The organism is Nocardia sp. NPDC041819 (assembly GCF_055590505.1).
The window spans coordinates 923,379-938,922 of sequence record NZ_JBVJAP010000002.1; the positions used below are offsets into that span (position 1 = coordinate 923,379).

Consider the following 15,544-nt stretch of genomic DNA (forward strand, 5'->3'; position numbering starts at 1 on the left):
TCACCTCAACCACTGTCCACGTCTGAGCACCCCGCGCAAGTGGAGATTGTCACTGACTGTCAATATGTCGGCGAATTGGCCGGGCCGCAGGTCACCGACGTCGGCGAGCCCGAGCGCGGCGGCCGGAACCGAGGTGGCCGCGAGTACCGCGTCCCGCAGCGGGACACCCGATTCGCGCACGGCGCGCGCGAGGCATTCCAGCAGGGTGCTGACGCCGCCCGCGATGGATCCGCCTGCGACGCGCGCCACCCCGTCTCGCACCGTCACCGGCTGCGGACCGAGCTGGTATTCGCCGTCACCGAGGCCTGCGGCCTGCATGGCATCGGTGACCAGCGCGACGCGTCCCGGCGCGGTCGCGAACACCAGCGCGGCGAAGCCCGGGTCCACGTGCACGCCGTCGCCGATCAATTCGACGATGGCGTCCCCGGCCGCCGCGGCCACCAGCGCCGCGGCGACCGGGCCTGGGTGGCGGTGGTGCAGCGGCGGCATGCCGTTCGCCAGATGGGTGACGACGCTCGCCGGTCCATTCGGGCGCAGAGCATTCCGAAAGGACGTGTAGTCGGTGTCGCTGTGGCCGAGTGCGATCACCACGCCGCTGTCGGCCAGGCGCCGTGCGACGGCCGCGTAGCCGGGGCGCTCCGGCGCGAGGGTCATCGCGCGCAGATGTCCGCCGCCCGCCGTCAGCAGCCGGTCGGTCAGTCCAAGATCAGGGTCGCACAGGAATCGCGGGTCCTGGGCTCCGCAGCGCGCCTCGGACAGGAACGGCCCCTCGACGTGGACACCGCCGAGCACGCCTTCCTCGGCGAGCTCGCGCAAGGCGGCGGTCTGCGCCACCATCTCCTCGGCGGGACCGGTGACCACGCTCGCCACCACCGTGGTCGAGCCGCGCGCATGGTGCGATTGCGCCGCCGTCCGCGCCTGCGCGCCGTCCACGGTATCGAACCGATACCCGAATCCACCGTGGTTGTGAATATCCACAAGCCCCGGCAGCAGGGTGCCGGAAAATGGCGGCTCAGGTAAATCGCGATGCGCCGCGCGCCACTGCGCGAACGATCGCACCGCCTCGATCCGGTCCCCGGAGATCATCACCACGCCGTCGTCCAGCGCGACGCTCGCCGAGACGATGCGGCCCCGGATCATCAGCTCTGTCATGTCAGTCCTCCTCGGCCCGCGATTCGGATGGCGTCCGCCGGGAGGGAGCAGTCGGCGGAGTTCGCGCGTGGTGGCGGCTTTGAGTTTCGTCATCTCGTCGACCGTGCGTGAGCACGGACTGGACGTGGACGGAGATCACGCTCGGCATCGGCCCGGCCGCCTCGGCTACGGGATCGAACCGGAAGGGGTTGTGGGATTCGCCGGTGGCGGGCTTTCGGTGTGGCGTCATGTCAATGCTCCGCGTCGTGCGAAGAGGGCAGCGCCCGCGAGGCCCGCGCGAGCGCCGAACTCGCCGAGCACCACGCGGGGGGTGGGGACCAAGCGGAGCCGCTCGGACAGCGCCCGGTGCAGGGGTTCGGTGAGCGCCGCGCCGGCCCCGGCGACCCCGCCGCCGAGGACGATCAGTTCGGGGCACGCCGCGTGCACGATGCCGACCAGCCCGTCGGCGAGCGCGTCGACCGCGTCCTCGACCACGGCGGCCGCGTCCGGATCGCTGGACATCAGCGCGAAGACTCGCGCCGCGCCACCGATCTCGCGCCCGGTGCGCCGGGTGTAGGCCCGCGCGATCGCCGCACCCGAGGCGACGGTCTCGACGCAGCCGGTGTTGCCGCACGGGCAGGGCAATCCGCCAACACGCCGCACCGGCACGTGCCCGTACTCGCCGACCTGCCCGTAGCCGCTGCGCACCAGCCGCCCGCCGACCGACAGCGTCCCGGAGATGCCGGTGCCGAGAATGACGACGCACACGTTCTCGTAACCCTGCCCGGCGCCGTACCGCCATTCCGCCCAACCGGCCACGGCCACATCGTGTTCGATGAGTGTCGGCACGCCCCAGCGCTCGGCGAAGCGGTCGCCCACGTGCACGTCCCGCCAGCCGACATTGCTGCTGAACACCGCGACCGATCGGGCGGTGTCCACGATGCCGGGCAGCACGACAGCCGCCCGGCGCACTCGGCGGCGGTCGGCTTCCGGCAGTTCGGACAGCAACCGCTCGCCCAACTCGCCCATCGCGTCGAAGGCGGCCGGGCCGTGCGGCGTGGCGACCGTGCCCACGGCCAGTGCCGTGCCCCCGGCATCGGTGACCTCGCCTTTGATGGTTGTGCCGCCGACGTCCAATCCGAGGACGAGCGCGTCGTCGGGCAGGTCGGCCGCTGCGCCCACGATGGACTCGCCCGCCGATGTCCGCGGCTGATCGGTACCCATTCTCGGCACAGTAGTTCGTGCCGCCTCCCGCGCCGGTGCCCACGCGGCCTGCGACGACGTCGTGCCATGGTGCGGGGACTCGGGTCCCGTGCCCGGGCCGGTGCTTCCAAGCGATTTCTGCGCGGATGCGGGCGCGGCGTGGGGTGGCGCGCCGACGATGAGGCGCGCGGCGGTGCGCGCGGTCGCGAGCGGCGGGAGCATGGCGACGACGGACCCCACGGTCCGCGGTGAGGGACGGCGGGCCCGGTTTCGCAAGGATGTGTCCGACACCCGCGCGACGAAGGGGACCCGGCCGACGTTCACCGCTCGCCCTCGCTCATGACTTCAGGACCACCGAGCGATTGAGGCCGCGTGGGTGGTCGGGGTCGAGTCCGAGGTCGGCGGAGCGCAGGAGGCAGAGCCGGTGTACTCGGACCAGGTCCGCCATCGGGTCGATGTCGCGGTGTTCCAGATGGGCGCCGGTGGCGGTGACGTCGGCGGCGAAGCCGGGCTCCAGCGCTCCGAAGGCCCAGACCGCGCGGCCGGGCGCGGAGATGGCGATCGGGCCGTGGCGGTACTCGGTCGCCGGATACGCCTCCGTCCAGGACTGGCAGGATTCGCGCAGCTTGAGCGCCGCCTCGTCGGCGATGGCGGCCGCGAATCCCATGCCGACGAAGCTGATCTGCTCGGCGCCGCGCACCCCGGCCAGCGATTCGCCGGCATCCTCGGCGAGCACCGCCCGAGCTTGGGCGATCACCGGCGCCAGATCCTCGCCCAGGTGACTGCGCAGGATGGCGAGGGCGGTCGTCGCGAAACGCGTCTGCACCACCGACCGCTCATCGACCTGGTCGATCAGGATCGGGTCACCCAGTTCGAGGACGGGTGTGCCGGGACTGGAGCAGATCACCGCGCGGGGGATGTGCGCCGGGATCTCCCGCATGGCGCGCACCACCTCGGTGGTCGTGCCGGAACGGCAGATCACCAGGTAGCGGTCGTAGTCGCGAGCGCGGACCGCGCTGGCGGGCCAGGCGTCGGTGACGCCGGCGCCCGCCCCCTCCCGGAGTTCCGCGATCGCACGCGACATGAAATACGAAGTACCGCAACCGATCACCGCGACGCGCTCGCCCGGCCTCGGTAGCGCGGCGTGATGATCGGCGGCGATGGTCGCGGCGTGCGTCCAGTCGTCCGGCTGGGTGGCCACCTCGGTGGCCAGATGCGGCTGCGGCGTGCGGGCAGGCGTGGGCACCAGAACAGCCTCATCTTTGTGATCGTTTATGTCAAATTTACGAGCAAACCGGTCACATATGATCACGATCCGGGCTAGATTGACCTGCACGGACCGTGCGTCCTCCCATCATCGGCGCCTGGGCTGGCGCCGGGTGGGTAAATCTGAAAGGTTCTGCTCGTGAAAAGACCATTTCGTCGCGTGCTTGCCGGAGTCGCGATGGTCACCGGCGTCGCGCTGACCCTCTCGTCCTGCGGGTTCGGTGCCAAAGACGCCGCGGACTCCGCCACCACGATCAATTTCCTCGCCCCCTCCTACAGCGACGGCGCCACGGGCACCAAGGCGCTGTGGGACGGCATCATCGCCGAATTCCAGAAGCAGAACCCGGGCGTCACCGTCAACTTGCAGATGGAGTCGTGGAACTCGATCAACGACGTGGTGCGCACCAAGCTCCAGTCGCCGTCGACCACTCCGGACCTGCTCAACATCGACGCCTACGCCAGCTTCGCGGGCGACGGCCTGCTCTACCCGGCCACCGACATCGTCTCCGCGCCGGTGCTGGCCGACATCCAACCGGCTTTCGCCCAGAACGCGGCACTCAACGGCACGCAGTACGCGCTGCCGCTGTTCGCCTCCACCCGCACCCTGTTCTACAACGCCGAATTGTTCGAAAAGGCGGCCATCGCCCGGCCGCCGAAAACCTGGGCCGAGCTGACCGACGCGGCGAAGAAGATCCAGGCGCTCGGCGGCGGCGTCTCCGGGTACGGGCTTCCGCTGGGCAGCGAGGAGGCGCAGGGCGAGACGTCCATCTGGACCTTCGGCGCGGGTGGCTCCTGGGCCGACGGCGACCGGATCACCGTGGACACCCCTGAGAACCTGGAGGGCGTGCGAGCCATGCGTGACCTCATCGATGCCGGTGCGACCCAGCCCAATCCGGGCGCGACCGACCGCAAGGACGTGATCAACGCCTTCATCCAGGGCAAGATCGGCATGATCGAGGCGCTGCCGCCCACGATCGGCCAGATCCTCGCGAAGAACCCCGGCCTGCGCTACGCGACCGCGCCCTCGCCCACCAAGACCGGCACGCCGGTGACGCTCGGGGTGGCCGATCACCTGATGGCGTTCAAGAAGGACGGCGCCAAGGCCGAGTCGATCAAGAAGTTCCTCGACTTCTTCTACTCGGCCGCGGTGTACGCGGACTTCGTCAAGCACGAGGGTTTCATCCCGATCACCCACAGCGCCGCGACCGCGCTCGCCGAAGACCCGGTGACCAAGGCGTTCGCCGCCACGCTTCCGGTGGCGCGGTTCTATCCGAGCAACAATCCGAAATGGGCCGCGGCGCAAGGCGCCATCCGTCAGCAGATGGGCACCATCGGGCAGGGAGCTGACCCGGCTCAGGTCTTGCGCCGGATCCAGGAAGCCGCGAACTGACGTGCGGCGCAGAGGAATAGCGGCGGCGTTGCCGTGGATCGGGCCTTCGCTGGTCCTGATCGCGGCCGTCGTCGCCTTCCCCGCCTGCTACATGGTGTGGACCAGCACCAGGGACCTCAGCGCCTACGGCCAAGACCGCGGCAACGCCGGACTGGCCAACTACCGGACCCTGTTCGTGATCTCCGAACTCGGCTCGGTGCTGGCTCACACGGTGGTCTGGGTCGTCGGCGTCGTGCTGATCACCCTGGTGCTGTCCGCGGCGCTGGCTCAGTTCCTGAACAAGGATTTCCCCGGACGCACCGCGGTGCGGATGGCGATCCTGGTGCCGTGGGCGGCGTCGGTGGTGATGACGACGACGATCTTCTACTACATGCTCGACCCGGACGTCGGCATCGCGAACCGGTTCCTGGTCGACATCGGGCTGCTCGACCGCGGTTACGGTTTCACCAAGCAGCCGACGCAGGCGTTCCTGGTGGCGATGGGCGTGGCGGTGTTCGTCTCCGTGCCGTTCACGACCTACACGATTCTGGCCGGGCTCCAGTCGATTCCGGCGGAGATCGACGAGGCGGGGCGGGTCGACGGCGCGGGGGCGTGGCAGCGCTACCGCTACCTCACCCTGCCGCAGCTGCGTCCGGCGATCGCGGTGGCGACCATCATCAACATCATCAACGTGTTCAACTCGCTGCCGATCCTGCAAGTGATCACCGGCAGCATCGCCGGGTTCTCGGCGGACACCACCACGACGCTCACCTTCAAGCTGATCCGGCAGAACCAGCAGATCGACACCGCCGCGGCGATGAGCGTGCTGAATTTCGCGCTGATCATCGCCGTCATCGCGATCTACGTTCGGCTGGTCCGCCCGACCCGGGAGATCGACCGATGACGGCGCGGGCCGAGGGCATCGAGCAGGCAGGCCCGGCGGACACCCGCGCCGGACGACGCCGCTGGGAGCTCACCGCGGTCGGAGCGATACTCGCCGTGGTGTTCCTGCTGCCATTCGTCGTGATGGTGCTCGGTTCACTGAAGAGCAGAGCCGAGATCCTGCGCATCCCGCCGACGTATCTGCCGCAGTCCTGGCATCCGGACAACTACGCGACGATGTGGGACACCCCCGAGACGCCGTTGCCGTTCAACCTGGTCAGCACGATCATCATCGCGGTCTGCGCCACCGCGCTGGTGCTGGCCGTGGCGATACCGGCGGGGTACTACACGGCGCGGCACCGCTTTCCGGGGCGCGCGGTGTTTCTCGGCGTGGTGCTGGTGACCCAGATGTTGCAGCCGACGGTGCTGGTCACCGGGTTGATCCGGGAGTTCTTCGCGCTCGGCATCAACGACACCTGGCTGGCGATGATCCTGGTGAACGCGGCGTTCAACCTGTCGTTCGCGGTGTGGATCCTGCACAGTTTCTTCGCCGCGATCCCGGTGGAGATCGAGGAGGCAGCGATGCTCGACGGACTCGGCCGCGCGCAGACGCTGCTGCGGGTGAGCCTGCCGCTGGTCTGGCCCGGCGTCGTCACGGCGACGATCTTCGTGGTGGTGGCCTGCTGGAACGAATTCGCCGCCAGCCTGGTCGTGCTGACCACGCCGGAGAACCAGCCGCTGTCGGTGGCGCTGACCAAGTTCGTCGGCCAGTACGACACCGCCTGGCAGTACGTGTTCGCGATCTCCACCGTCGGCATCATTCCGGTGGTGCTGCTGTTCGCGCTCATCGAGAAGCGCCTGGTGGCGGGACTGACCGCGGGCGGCGTGAAATAGCGTGCGAGCGCCGGACCGCCCGGACGACGGAATCGCCACGGCACCAGCGCTCGACGCGCTGGGGGAAGGTAACCGCGCGGTAGCATCTAACGGTGACACGGCGGGATCACGGACCCAAGGACGGTCGCAGCTACGGCGGGCTGTCCAAGGAACAGCGGGTTGCCCAACGGCAGACCCGCCTGATCGACGCCGCCCTCGAACTATTCGGCACCCAGGGTTACGCGGCCACCTCGATCGAACGGCTCTGCGCCCTGGCGAACGTCTCCACACGCAGTTTCTACGAGGACATGGGCAGCAGAGAGGCTCTGCTCATCGCCTTGGCGAATCGCGTCACCTCCCGTGCGCTGGAATACGCGCTCGCGGCCCTTGCGGCGACCGAGAACGAGCCCTTGCCCGTACGCGTGGTGGCGAGTTTCCGCGCGTACCTGGGCGTCACGTGTGCCGATGCCCGGAGCGCGCGAGTGTGTTACGTCGAAGTGGTCGGCGTGAGCGCCGCGGTGGAGGAGTGGCGCAGGCAGCAGCGTCGCCTGCTGTCGGCGTTGCTGATCAGCGAGGCCGAGCGCGCCGTCGGCCGCGGCGAGACCGGCCCGCGGCGTTTCGATCTCTTCGCGCTGGCCGTGATCGGCGCGGTCACCTCGCTCGCCCAGGAATTGGTGCAGAGCACGGAGCCGGAGGCGACGGTGGGCCTGGACGAGATCTGCGCGGAGATCGCCTACTTCGTGAATTCCGGTCTCTCCGGCACGCGGCTCGATCCGCCGACGGAAGACGGGGCCGGACGAATTCCCCTCGCGCGGCAGGAGCGGCCCACAGTCGAGGCCGATGTGTCCTGAGCCGGTCCGCCCCGGTCGTGGGGGATCGCTCCGAGCGGCACGCGCGTGTGGTCATATTGTTCGCGTGCTCGCCGAAACAGCAGGTTTCCCGCGCGACCGGGGCGGTGTGAGATGACCGGACCGACAGATCGGCCGCAACGGTGGAATCGGTTGCTGGAACTGCTCGCCGAATCCGGGCGGCTCTCGGTGGAGGAGGCCGCCGATCGGCTCGGCGTATCCGCCGCGACGGTGCGCCGGGACTTCACCGCGCTCGCCGAACAACAGCTGGCCACCAGAACGCACGGCGGCGTGGTGGCGACCACGGTGGCCTACGACCTGCCCGCGCGGTACCGGCAGAGTGCGGGCGAGGCCAAGCAGCGCATCGCCGAACACGCGGCGTCCCTGGTCGATCCGCACGCGGTGGTGGGGATGAACGGCGGCACCACCACCACGGCGGTGGCCAGGGCGCTGGCCGGGCGCACGGATCTCGGGTCGGCCGGGGACGAGCGGCTGACCCTCGTCACCAACGCGCTGAACATCGCGGGGGAGATGGTGCTGCGGCCGCACATGCGTACGATCGTCCTCGGCGGGGTGGCCCGGCGGGAGTCCTACGAATTGCACGGGCCGCTGGCCGAACGGGCGCTGGCCGAATTGCGGCTCGACGAACTCGTGCTCGGCGTGAACGCGATCTCCGTCGCGGGCGGCGCCCAGTGCAGGCATATCGACGAGGCCGGGGTGACCACCGAGATGGTGCGGCGTTCCGGCCGGGTGATGGTGGTGGCCACCGGCGAAAAGCTCGAGCGCACCGCGCTGGCCCGCATCTGCGGCATCGAGCAGGTGCAGGTGCTGGTCACCGACACCGACGCGAATCCGGCCGCGGTGGAGACGATCCGCGCGGCGGGCGTGCGGGTCGACGTGGTGTAGGCGGATCTAGTTCGCGGTGGCCTGCGCCCGCGGCCGCGATACCTCGGCGGGGCGGATGCCGCGCCGCCAGACCAGGAACCCCCAGGCCACGAAGCCCGCGTAGACCAGATACAGGGCGGCCGACGGATAGTAACCCGCCCGCACCAGCAGCGGAATGCCGACCAGGTCCACCGCGATCCAGATCAACCAGAATTCGGCCAGCCCCCGGGCCATCCCGTATGTGGCGAGCACCGAGCCGGTGAAGATCCACGCCTCGGCCCACGGGCCGTACGAATCCAGCCACGCGAAGAGCTCCGCGAACACCGCCGTGCCCGCGAGCATCGCCGCCACCAGGGCGACCCGCTCGCGCCCGCCCGCCCAGCGCGGGTCGACGCCACGGTGTTCGAGCCCGGTCTCGCGCGCCGCGTGCCGGTGCCAGCTCCACCAGCCGTAGACGCTGACCGCGACGAACATCAGCTGACGTCCGGCCTGCCCGGCCATATTCAGTTGCTGCGGGGTGTGGAAAACGCCGCCGACGAACACGGTGAACAGCAGCGCGTTCCCGGCGATGCCGACCGGCCATGCCCACACGCGCCGCCGCATGCCGCCGATCGCGGAGGCCAAGCCGAAGCCGTTGCCGATCACTTCGCGCCAGAGGATCTCCGAGCCCGCGATGTGCAGCTTGGCGTCGAGCAGCGTGGGGATCGGGTTCACCTGTCGTGTAACCCGCGGCGGGGCGCATCTCATCCGATCGGCTCGCCCCGATTCGAAATCGACCCCGCCGCGGTCGGTGCGGACCGTAACGATTGCGCAATCCGGCGACGCGATTCGCAATGTCCGCGCAATGAGGTGCTCTTATCGTGGCCGTCATGAGCACGGAGAGCGGTACCGCCGGGGGGACCGGAATTCATCTCAGCGGATTGACCAAGACCTTCCGGGTCGGGCGGAAAACCGTGCAGGCGTTGGCGAGCGTCGACCTGCACACCGAGCAGGGCACGTTCCTGTCGCTGCTCGGCCCGTCCGGCTGCGGCAAGTCGACGGTGCTGCGGATTCTCGCGGGCCTGGAGGCGCCGACCGCGGGCACGGCGCTGATAGATGGCATGACGCCCGCGCAACTGCGCGGCAGGCACGGGCTCGGCATCGCGTTGCAGGATTCGGCGCTGCTGCCGTGGCGGTCGGTGGCCTCGAATATCGCGCTGCCGTTGCAGGTCGCGGGGATCAAGCCGGAGCGGGGGCAGATCGATGACCTGATCCGCCTGGTCGGACTGGACGGCTTCGAGAAGGCAAAGCCCGCGCAGCTGTCGGGCGGTATGCGCCAGCGCGTCTCGATCGCGCGGGCGCTGGTGGTGAAGCCGACCGTGCTGCTGCTGGACGAACCATTCGGGGCGCTCGACGACATGACCAGGCAGCGGCTCAATCTGGAGTTGCTGCGGATCTGGACCGAGAAGCCTGCGACGACGCTGATGGTCACCCACGGCATCGCGGAAGCGGTGTTCCTGTCCGATGTGGTGGCCGTGCTGAGCCCGCGGCCGGGGCGGGTGCTCGAGCTGGTCGAGATCGACCTGCCGCGCCCCCGGCTGCCGGAGATGATGCGAACACCGGAGTTCCACAAGCTGCACGACTATCTGTCGGAGCTGCTGTTCGGGAAGTCGGGAAAGGGAGGAGTCGCATGAGCATGAAGCGCTTCGCAGGCGTGCTCGGCGTACTCGGACTGGTCGCGGCGTGGTGGGCTCTCGCCGCGTTCGAGGTCGCCGGCGGCACCATACCCAGCCCCTGGCAGGTGCTGCACACCATGTACACCGACGGGTGGGACCTGTACGGCCCCAATTTCCGGATCACCGCGCTCGGCGCGCTGCGGGGATTCGTCTGGGGCAACGGCCTGGCCGTCGCGCTGGCCGTCCTGATCGTGCTGGTCCCGCCGATCGAGTCGCTGGCCACCCAGCTGGCGATCCTGAGCTATTGCACGCCGCTGCTCGCGCTGGGCCCGATCATCCTGGTGGTCTTCGGCGGACGCACCCCGACGGTGTTCCTCGCCGCGATGTACTGCTTCTTCACCACGATGGTCGGCACCGTCGCCGGGTTGCGCTCGGCCGACCGGACCAGCCTGGATCTGGTGCGCGCCTACGGTGGCGGGCGGTGGCAGCAGCTGTACCGGGTGCAGGCGATCTCGGCGCTGCCGAGCACGTTCGCCGCGTTGAAGATCGCCGCGCCGTCGGCCGTACTCGGCGCGATCATCGGCGAGTACCTCGGCGGCGTCGACAGCGGAATCGGGGTGGCGCTGACCGCAGCGCAGACCTCCTACAACGTGCCGCGCACCTGGGGCATGGCGCTGGCCGCCGCGGCGCTGGCCGGACTCGGCTACGCGCTGGTGGCGCTGGCCGCCCGGCTGGCCGCGCCCTGGACCGGGCGGGAGGCGCGATGAACCTCCTGCGACGGATCGGGATCTTCCTGTTCCCGCTGGGCACCTCGCTGTTGCTGATGCTGGCGATCTGGTACGTCTTCCTCGAGGCGTTCCCGCAGGTCGGTCCGCGGGTCGGCAAGACACCCGGCGATATCTGGACCTACTTGGTGACGGCGCCCAACGCCGCCACGGCGCGGCAGGCGATCCTGGACGACTTGCAGATCACGTTGCGCGACGCGGCCATCGGGTTCGGTGCGGGGATGCTCGCCGCGCTGGTGGTCGCTGCGCTGTTCGTGTCGTTCGCCGCGGTGGAGCAGACCTTCCTCCCGGTGGCGATGCTGCTGCGCTCGGTGCCGCTGGTGGCGCTCACGCCGATCATCGTGCTGGTGTTCGGCCGTGGCCTGGCCGGGGTCGCGGTGCTCGCCGCGATCGTGGTGTTCTTCCCCGCCTTGGTCATGATCACGGCGGGGTTGCGCGCCGCGCCGCGGCAGGCGCTGGAACTGGTGGCCGCGTACGGCGGTTCCCGCTGGACCGGATTGCGCATGGTGGCCGTACCCGCGGCGCTGCCTTCGGTGTTCGCCGCGGCGCGGATCTCGGTGCCGGGCGCGCTGATCGGCGCGTTGCTGGGGGAGTGGCTCGGCAGCGGCACCGGTCTGGGCGCCGGCCTGATCCGGGCGATCCCGACGTTCCAGTACAGCAAGTTGTGGGCCTCGATCGTCATCGTCACGCTGGTCTCGGTGGTGCTCTACGCGATCGTCGGCGTCGTCGAGAACCTCGTGCTCGCGAGGTTCGGACCGGAAGCGGGACGACTCTGACCGAACGACCCCGTCCCGGCGAAGTACAGGCGAATTCTCGCTCGGAACGCCAAAGTAAAGAAAATGAAACGCGCTACACCTAGATTCGGCCCATGACACCCGCGCAACGCTCCACGTTCGGGCACCTGAACCGACGCTCGTTTCTCCGATACTCCGCGTTCGCCGGCGCCGCGCTCGGCGGTGCGGGGGCGCTGGCCGCCTGCGGCGGGAATTCCGGCGGCTCGTCGGGCGGCACCACCGAGGACGGCTCGAAATACGGCAGCGTCGCGGTGCAGCTGTCCTGGCTGAAGAACATCGAATTCGCGGGCGAATACTTCGCCGACTCGAAAGGCTATTTCAAGGAAGCCGGTTTCGGCTCGGTCGACCTCGTCGCGGGCGGCGCGGCCAGCACGTCGGTGGAGGCCGGATTGGACACCGGGAAGGTGTGGCTGGGACTGTCCGCGCCGCAGACCACCGCACCGGCGATCCTGGAGGGGCTGCCCGCCAAGATCGTCGCCACCACCTATCAGAAGAATCCGTTCGCGATCGTGTCCGCCGCCGCGAGACCGCTCCAGTCGCCGCAGGACATGAAGGGCCGCAAGATCGGTGTGCAGGACACCAACCAGTTGATCTTCAACGCGCTGCTCACCGCCAACGGGCTGAAGCCCGGCGATGTCACCGTCGTACCCGCGCAATACGATCCGACCCCCTTGGCCAACGGCGAGGTCGACGGATGGGTCAGCTACGTGACCAATGAGCCGATCACGCTGGCGGCGAAGGGTTTCCAGAACACGCACTTCTTGTTCGCGGACTTCGATCTCCCGCTGGTCGCGGAGACGCTCACGGTCGCGCAGTCCACCATCGACAAGGAGCGCGACAAGCTGAAAGCGTTCCTGGCCGCCGAGATCAAGGGCTGGAAGGACGCGGTGGCCGACCCGGCCGAATCGGCCCGGCTCGCGGTCGAGGTGTACGGCAAGGATCAGAAGCTCGATCTCGCCGAGCAGACGAACGAGGCGAGCGCTCAGAACGAGCTGGTGGTCTCGGCGGACACGGCCGCCAATGGTCTGCTCTCCATGACCGACGCGCTGATCGAGCAGAATATCGCCGCGCTGCGCGCCGCGAAGATTGACATCAAGGCCGCCCAGCTGTTCGACCTGTCCGTGCTGCGCGAGGTGTATGCCGAGAACCCGGGCTTGAAATGATCAGATGCCGAGTCCCACAGCGGTTCGCGACGGGATAGGGAATTCGCCACTGTACGGGTCGGGCGCTCGCACCGGTTGGGCGGCGCGGGCGGCCAGCAGTTCGGCGGCGATCGCCACGGCCATCTCGGGCGCCGTGCGCGCGCCGATGTCCAATCCGGCGGGCGAGTGCAGCCGTGCGAGTGTCTCCGCGCCGAAACCGCCTGCCTGCAGATCCTCGATCCGCCGGATATGCACCTGGCGGGAGCCCATCGCGCCGAGATACCCGAGCTCGGGTAGTCGTAGCGCCACGGTGAGCAGCGGGATATCGAATGTGGGATCGTGCGATAGCACGACTATGGCTGTGCTGCTGTCGATCTCACCGGCCGCGGACAGCGTGTTGAGGTAGCGGTGCGGCCAGTCGACCACCACTTCGGCGCCGGGAAACGATTCCGGCGTAGCGAAATTGGGGCGCGAGTCGCAGATCGTCACCCGGTAACCGAGCAACTCGGCCTGCACGGTGAGTGCGGCGGCGAAGGAATTGGCGCCGAAGATGAGCAGGCGCGGCGGCGGGGCGAACGAGGAGACGAAGACGTCCGAATCCGGTAGCGCGACCAGTTCGGTGGCATGTTTCTTGTCGGTGATCAGGTGCTGGCCGATCAGGTCGGAATCGGAGTTCCAGACCACCGTGAAGACGGTGACCCTGCGGTGCGCCGCGATCTCGGCGGCGACATCCGGGAACTCCGGGAAGTGTCTTCGCGAGAACGGCTCGGTGAAGACGTCCATCATCGCCTCGCCGTTCCCGCCCGCCTCCAGGCCGCCGGCCACGCCGAAGCGGTGCATCGCGCGACGGCCGGTGCGCGCCGCCTGGAGTACCGCCTCGTACGCGATCTCCTCCAGCCCGCCCGCGGCCACCGACCCGTAGACGCCCCCGTCGGGACCGACCAGCATCGCCGAGCCCACCGGTAACGGGGCGGCGCCCACGGTGCGCACGATGGTGCCGAGTCCGCCGGTCCGGCCCGAGTGCCACACCCGCAACAGGTCGTCGACGATGTCCCGCATCAGCTAGCTCCGATCACCGTGCGGTCGTGGCCGGGAAGTCACGATCGACGCCCGTCGCCAAATCGTCGCACGTGACGCACACCATATCGTTTCTGCCGGTCAAATAGGTGCGGGCGCCGGAATCTCCTGCTGCCGACCCACAAACCGCATTCCAGTGCTTGTGGGCTATAACAACGGGGTGCCCTGGTGTGTCGTGGAACACAGCGCGAGCCAGACCGCTGGGAGACGCCAGCGCGGCGGCGAGCACCCGGGCGACCACGTCGGCGCCGACATCGGGGGTGTCCACCGGCATGATCGCGGCGTAGCGCGCGGGGGTGCCCGCCGCGGCGATCAGGCCCGCCCGCAGCGATGCGCTCATACCGGTGGCCCAGTCCGCGGCCCACACGTGCCGCACGCCCGGCGGCAGATCGACGATTCGCGGCGTCGGGCCGGTCGCGCCGAGCACCACGATGACCGGGTCGCAGCCACCGTCGCGCAGCGCGGTGACGGTCGCCCGCAGCCAGGCGCCGCCCTCGGCGAGCACCTTGGGTTTTCCGTAGCGCGTGCCCGCGCCCGCGGCGAGCACGACGCCGGCGCAGGGCGCGACGGCGGGACGATCAGGGTCGACCATGCCTAAACGGTAATACCGCCCGGTCTGCGCCGCATGAGGTGAAACCGGTGCCGGGACGTGCTTCCGAGAGCGACACGCCGAAGGTGATCCATTCCTTTCCGGTGGCGGCTCACGGGGTCTTATCCGATGCTGGTCCGATGACGGATCGGCGACCCGGGATCGCGGCGTTCGACGCGCTGTCCGGCGACGCGGCCTACCGGGCGGTGCTCGGCTGCTGCTCGTCGCCGGGCTTCGCGCGGTCGCTGGTCGCGGGCCGTCCGTACCGCAGCGTCGAGGCGCTGCTCGACGCGGCGGACGAGGTGCTGGCCGGGCTGCCGGAGTGCGAACTCGACCTGGCCCTGGCGGGGCATCCGAGGATCGGGGAGCGGCCGCACTCCGCGGCTTCGGCGCGGGAGCAGGCGGGGGTGGCGGGGGCCGCCGACGCGGTACGCGCGGCGCTCGCCGAGGGCAACCGCGCTTACGAGCAACGGTTCGGGCACATCTATCTGGTGTGCGCGAGCGGAAGGTCGGGCGAGGAGCTGCTCGCGCTGCTCACCGCCCGGCTGCGCAATGATCCCGAGACCGAAAGGCGAGTCGTGCGAACAGAATTGGGCAAGATCAACCGGATCCGGCTGCGCGCGCTGCTGGCGGAGCGGTCGTGAGTGGGCGTAGCGAGGGAACGGTCGGCACAGCCACGTTCGTGGTCATGGCACAGCCGAGCGCCCGCGAGACGCGGTCATGAGCACGCTGAGCACGCACGTGCTGGACGCGGTGCGCGGCGCACCCGCCGCGGGCGTCACCGTGACGTTGCATCAGGGGGACCGGCAGCTCGATTCGGGCGAAACGGATGCCGATGGACGGATCGGGGCACTGGGCGAAGCGCTCGAACCCGGAACCTATCGGCTGGTGTTCGATACCGGCGCCTACTTCGCGCGCCGGGAGGCCGAGACCTTCTATCCCGAGGTGAGCATCGCGTTCGCCGTGACCGAGGAGCGGCACTATCACGTCCCATTGCTGTTGTCGCCCTTCGCGTTTTCCACCTATCGAGGGAGCTGAGCCGAGC

At 69.5% G+C, this 15,544-nt stretch carries 17 protein-coding genes; 11 read left to right on the top strand and 6 right to left on the bottom strand.

Annotation, left to right across the window (positions count from 1 at the left end):
* From ACZ6DL_RS11045 to ACZ6DL_RS11055, 3 genes are all read right to left on the bottom strand, one after another.
* Entirely contained in the window at window positions 1-1,152 is a 1,152-nt protein-coding gene (locus ACZ6DL_RS11045) for an N-acetylglucosamine-6-phosphate deacetylase (protein ID WP_466050340.1), read from the bottom strand.
* A gap of 225 nt (window positions 1,153-1,377) precedes the next feature.
* A complete protein-coding gene (locus ACZ6DL_RS11050; protein ID WP_466050341.1) occupies window positions 1,378-2,355 on the bottom strand; it encodes an ROK family protein in 978 nt (325 codons plus the stop codon).
* A 316-nt stretch (window positions 2,356-2,671) separates the two neighbouring features.
* Window positions 2,672-3,580: an SIS domain-containing protein gene (locus ACZ6DL_RS11055; RefSeq protein ID WP_466050342.1), complete on the bottom strand. Its 909-nt coding sequence runs from the start codon at window positions 3,578-3,580 to the stop codon at window positions 2,672-2,674.
* Window positions 3,581-3,739: 159 nt separating this feature from the next.
* Between ACZ6DL_RS11055 and ACZ6DL_RS11060 the strand changes: the two genes are divergently transcribed.
* From ACZ6DL_RS11060 to ACZ6DL_RS11080, 5 genes are all read left to right on the top strand, one after another.
* Window positions 3,740-4,990: an extracellular solute-binding protein gene (locus ACZ6DL_RS11060; RefSeq protein WP_466050343.1), complete on the top strand. Its 1,251-nt coding sequence runs from the start codon at window positions 3,740-3,742 to the stop codon at window positions 4,988-4,990.
* Window position 4,991: 1 nt separating this feature from the next.
* Entirely contained in the window at window positions 4,992-5,873 is an 882-nt protein-coding gene (locus tag ACZ6DL_RS11065; protein ID WP_466050344.1) for a carbohydrate ABC transporter permease, read from the top strand.
* The gene (locus ACZ6DL_RS11070) at window positions 5,870-6,745 is read left to right on the top strand and encodes a carbohydrate ABC transporter permease (RefSeq protein ID WP_466050345.1); all 876 of its coding nucleotides are present in this window, start codon (window positions 5,870-5,872) and stop codon (window positions 6,743-6,745) included. The genes ACZ6DL_RS11065 and ACZ6DL_RS11070 overlap by 4 nt, the downstream gene beginning before the upstream one ends.
* Before the next feature lie 92 nt (window positions 6,746-6,837).
* Window positions 6,838-7,575, top strand: coding sequence for a TetR/AcrR family transcriptional regulator (locus tag ACZ6DL_RS11075; protein WP_466050346.1), 738 nt, complete (start codon window positions 6,838-6,840; stop codon window positions 7,573-7,575).
* Window positions 7,576-7,686: 111 nt separating this feature from the next.
* Window positions 7,687-8,478, top strand: a complete 792-nt coding sequence (locus ACZ6DL_RS11080; RefSeq protein ID WP_040870550.1) for a DeoR/GlpR family DNA-binding transcription regulator — start codon at window positions 7,687-7,689, stop codon at window positions 8,476-8,478.
* Between the two features lie 6 nt (window positions 8,479-8,484).
* On the opposite strand, the gene ACZ6DL_RS11085 is transcribed toward ACZ6DL_RS11080, so the two are convergent.
* Window positions 8,485-9,204, bottom strand: a complete 720-nt coding sequence (locus ACZ6DL_RS11085; RefSeq protein WP_466050347.1) for a nicotinamide mononucleotide transporter family protein — start codon at window positions 9,202-9,204, stop codon at window positions 8,485-8,487.
* A 122-nt stretch (window positions 9,205-9,326) separates the two neighbouring features.
* Here ACZ6DL_RS11085 and ACZ6DL_RS11090 point away from each other — a divergent pair, with 122 nt between their 5' ends.
* The 4 genes from ACZ6DL_RS11090 (at window position 9,327) to ACZ6DL_RS11105 (ending at window position 12,854) form a co-directional block, all read left to right on the top strand.
* Window positions 9,327-10,130, top strand: a complete 804-nt coding sequence (locus ACZ6DL_RS11090; RefSeq protein ID WP_466050348.1) for an ABC transporter ATP-binding protein — start codon at window positions 9,327-9,329, stop codon at window positions 10,128-10,130.
* A gap of 2 nt (window positions 10,131-10,132) precedes the next feature.
* Window positions 10,133-10,879, top strand: coding sequence for an ABC transporter permease (locus ACZ6DL_RS11095; protein ID WP_466050508.1), 747 nt, complete (start codon window positions 10,133-10,135; stop codon window positions 10,877-10,879).
* Entirely contained in the window at window positions 10,876-11,673 is a 798-nt protein-coding gene (locus ACZ6DL_RS11100; RefSeq protein ID WP_466050349.1) for an ABC transporter permease, read from the top strand. The genes ACZ6DL_RS11095 and ACZ6DL_RS11100 overlap by 4 nt, the downstream gene beginning before the upstream one ends.
* A 92-nt stretch (window positions 11,674-11,765) precedes the next feature.
* Window positions 11,766-12,854 carry an ABC transporter substrate-binding protein gene (locus tag ACZ6DL_RS11105; protein WP_466050350.1) on the top strand — a complete coding sequence of 363 codons (1,089 nt, stop codon included), beginning with the start codon at window positions 11,766-11,768 and terminating at the stop codon, window positions 12,852-12,854.
* Here ACZ6DL_RS11105 and ACZ6DL_RS11110 read toward each other — a convergent pair whose 3' ends face one another.
* Together ACZ6DL_RS11110 and ACZ6DL_RS11115 are read right to left on the bottom strand one after the other, a co-directional pair.
* Window positions 12,855-13,892, bottom strand: coding sequence for an XdhC family protein (locus ACZ6DL_RS11110; protein WP_466050351.1), 1,038 nt, complete (start codon window positions 13,890-13,892; stop codon window positions 12,855-12,857).
* Window positions 13,893-13,905: 13 nt separating this feature from the next.
* Window positions 13,906-14,502: a nucleotidyltransferase family protein gene (locus ACZ6DL_RS11115; RefSeq protein ID WP_466050352.1), complete on the bottom strand. Its 597-nt coding sequence runs from the start codon at window positions 14,500-14,502 to the stop codon at window positions 13,906-13,908.
* Window positions 14,503-14,639: 137 nt separating this feature from the next.
* Here ACZ6DL_RS11115 and uraD point away from each other — a divergent pair, with 137 nt between their 5' ends.
* Together uraD and uraH are read left to right on the top strand one after the other, a co-directional pair.
* A complete protein-coding gene (gene uraD / locus ACZ6DL_RS11120) occupies window positions 14,640-15,143 on the top strand; it encodes a 2-oxo-4-hydroxy-4-carboxy-5-ureidoimidazoline decarboxylase (protein WP_466050353.1) in 504 nt (167 codons plus the stop codon).
* Between the two features lie 76 nt (window positions 15,144-15,219).
* Window positions 15,220-15,537 (top strand): hydroxyisourate hydrolase, encoded by a 318-nt coding sequence (uraH, locus tag ACZ6DL_RS11125; protein ID WP_466050354.1) that lies wholly within the window; start codon window positions 15,220-15,222, stop codon window positions 15,535-15,537.
* The last annotated feature ends 7 nt before the right edge of the window (window positions 15,538-15,544 follow it).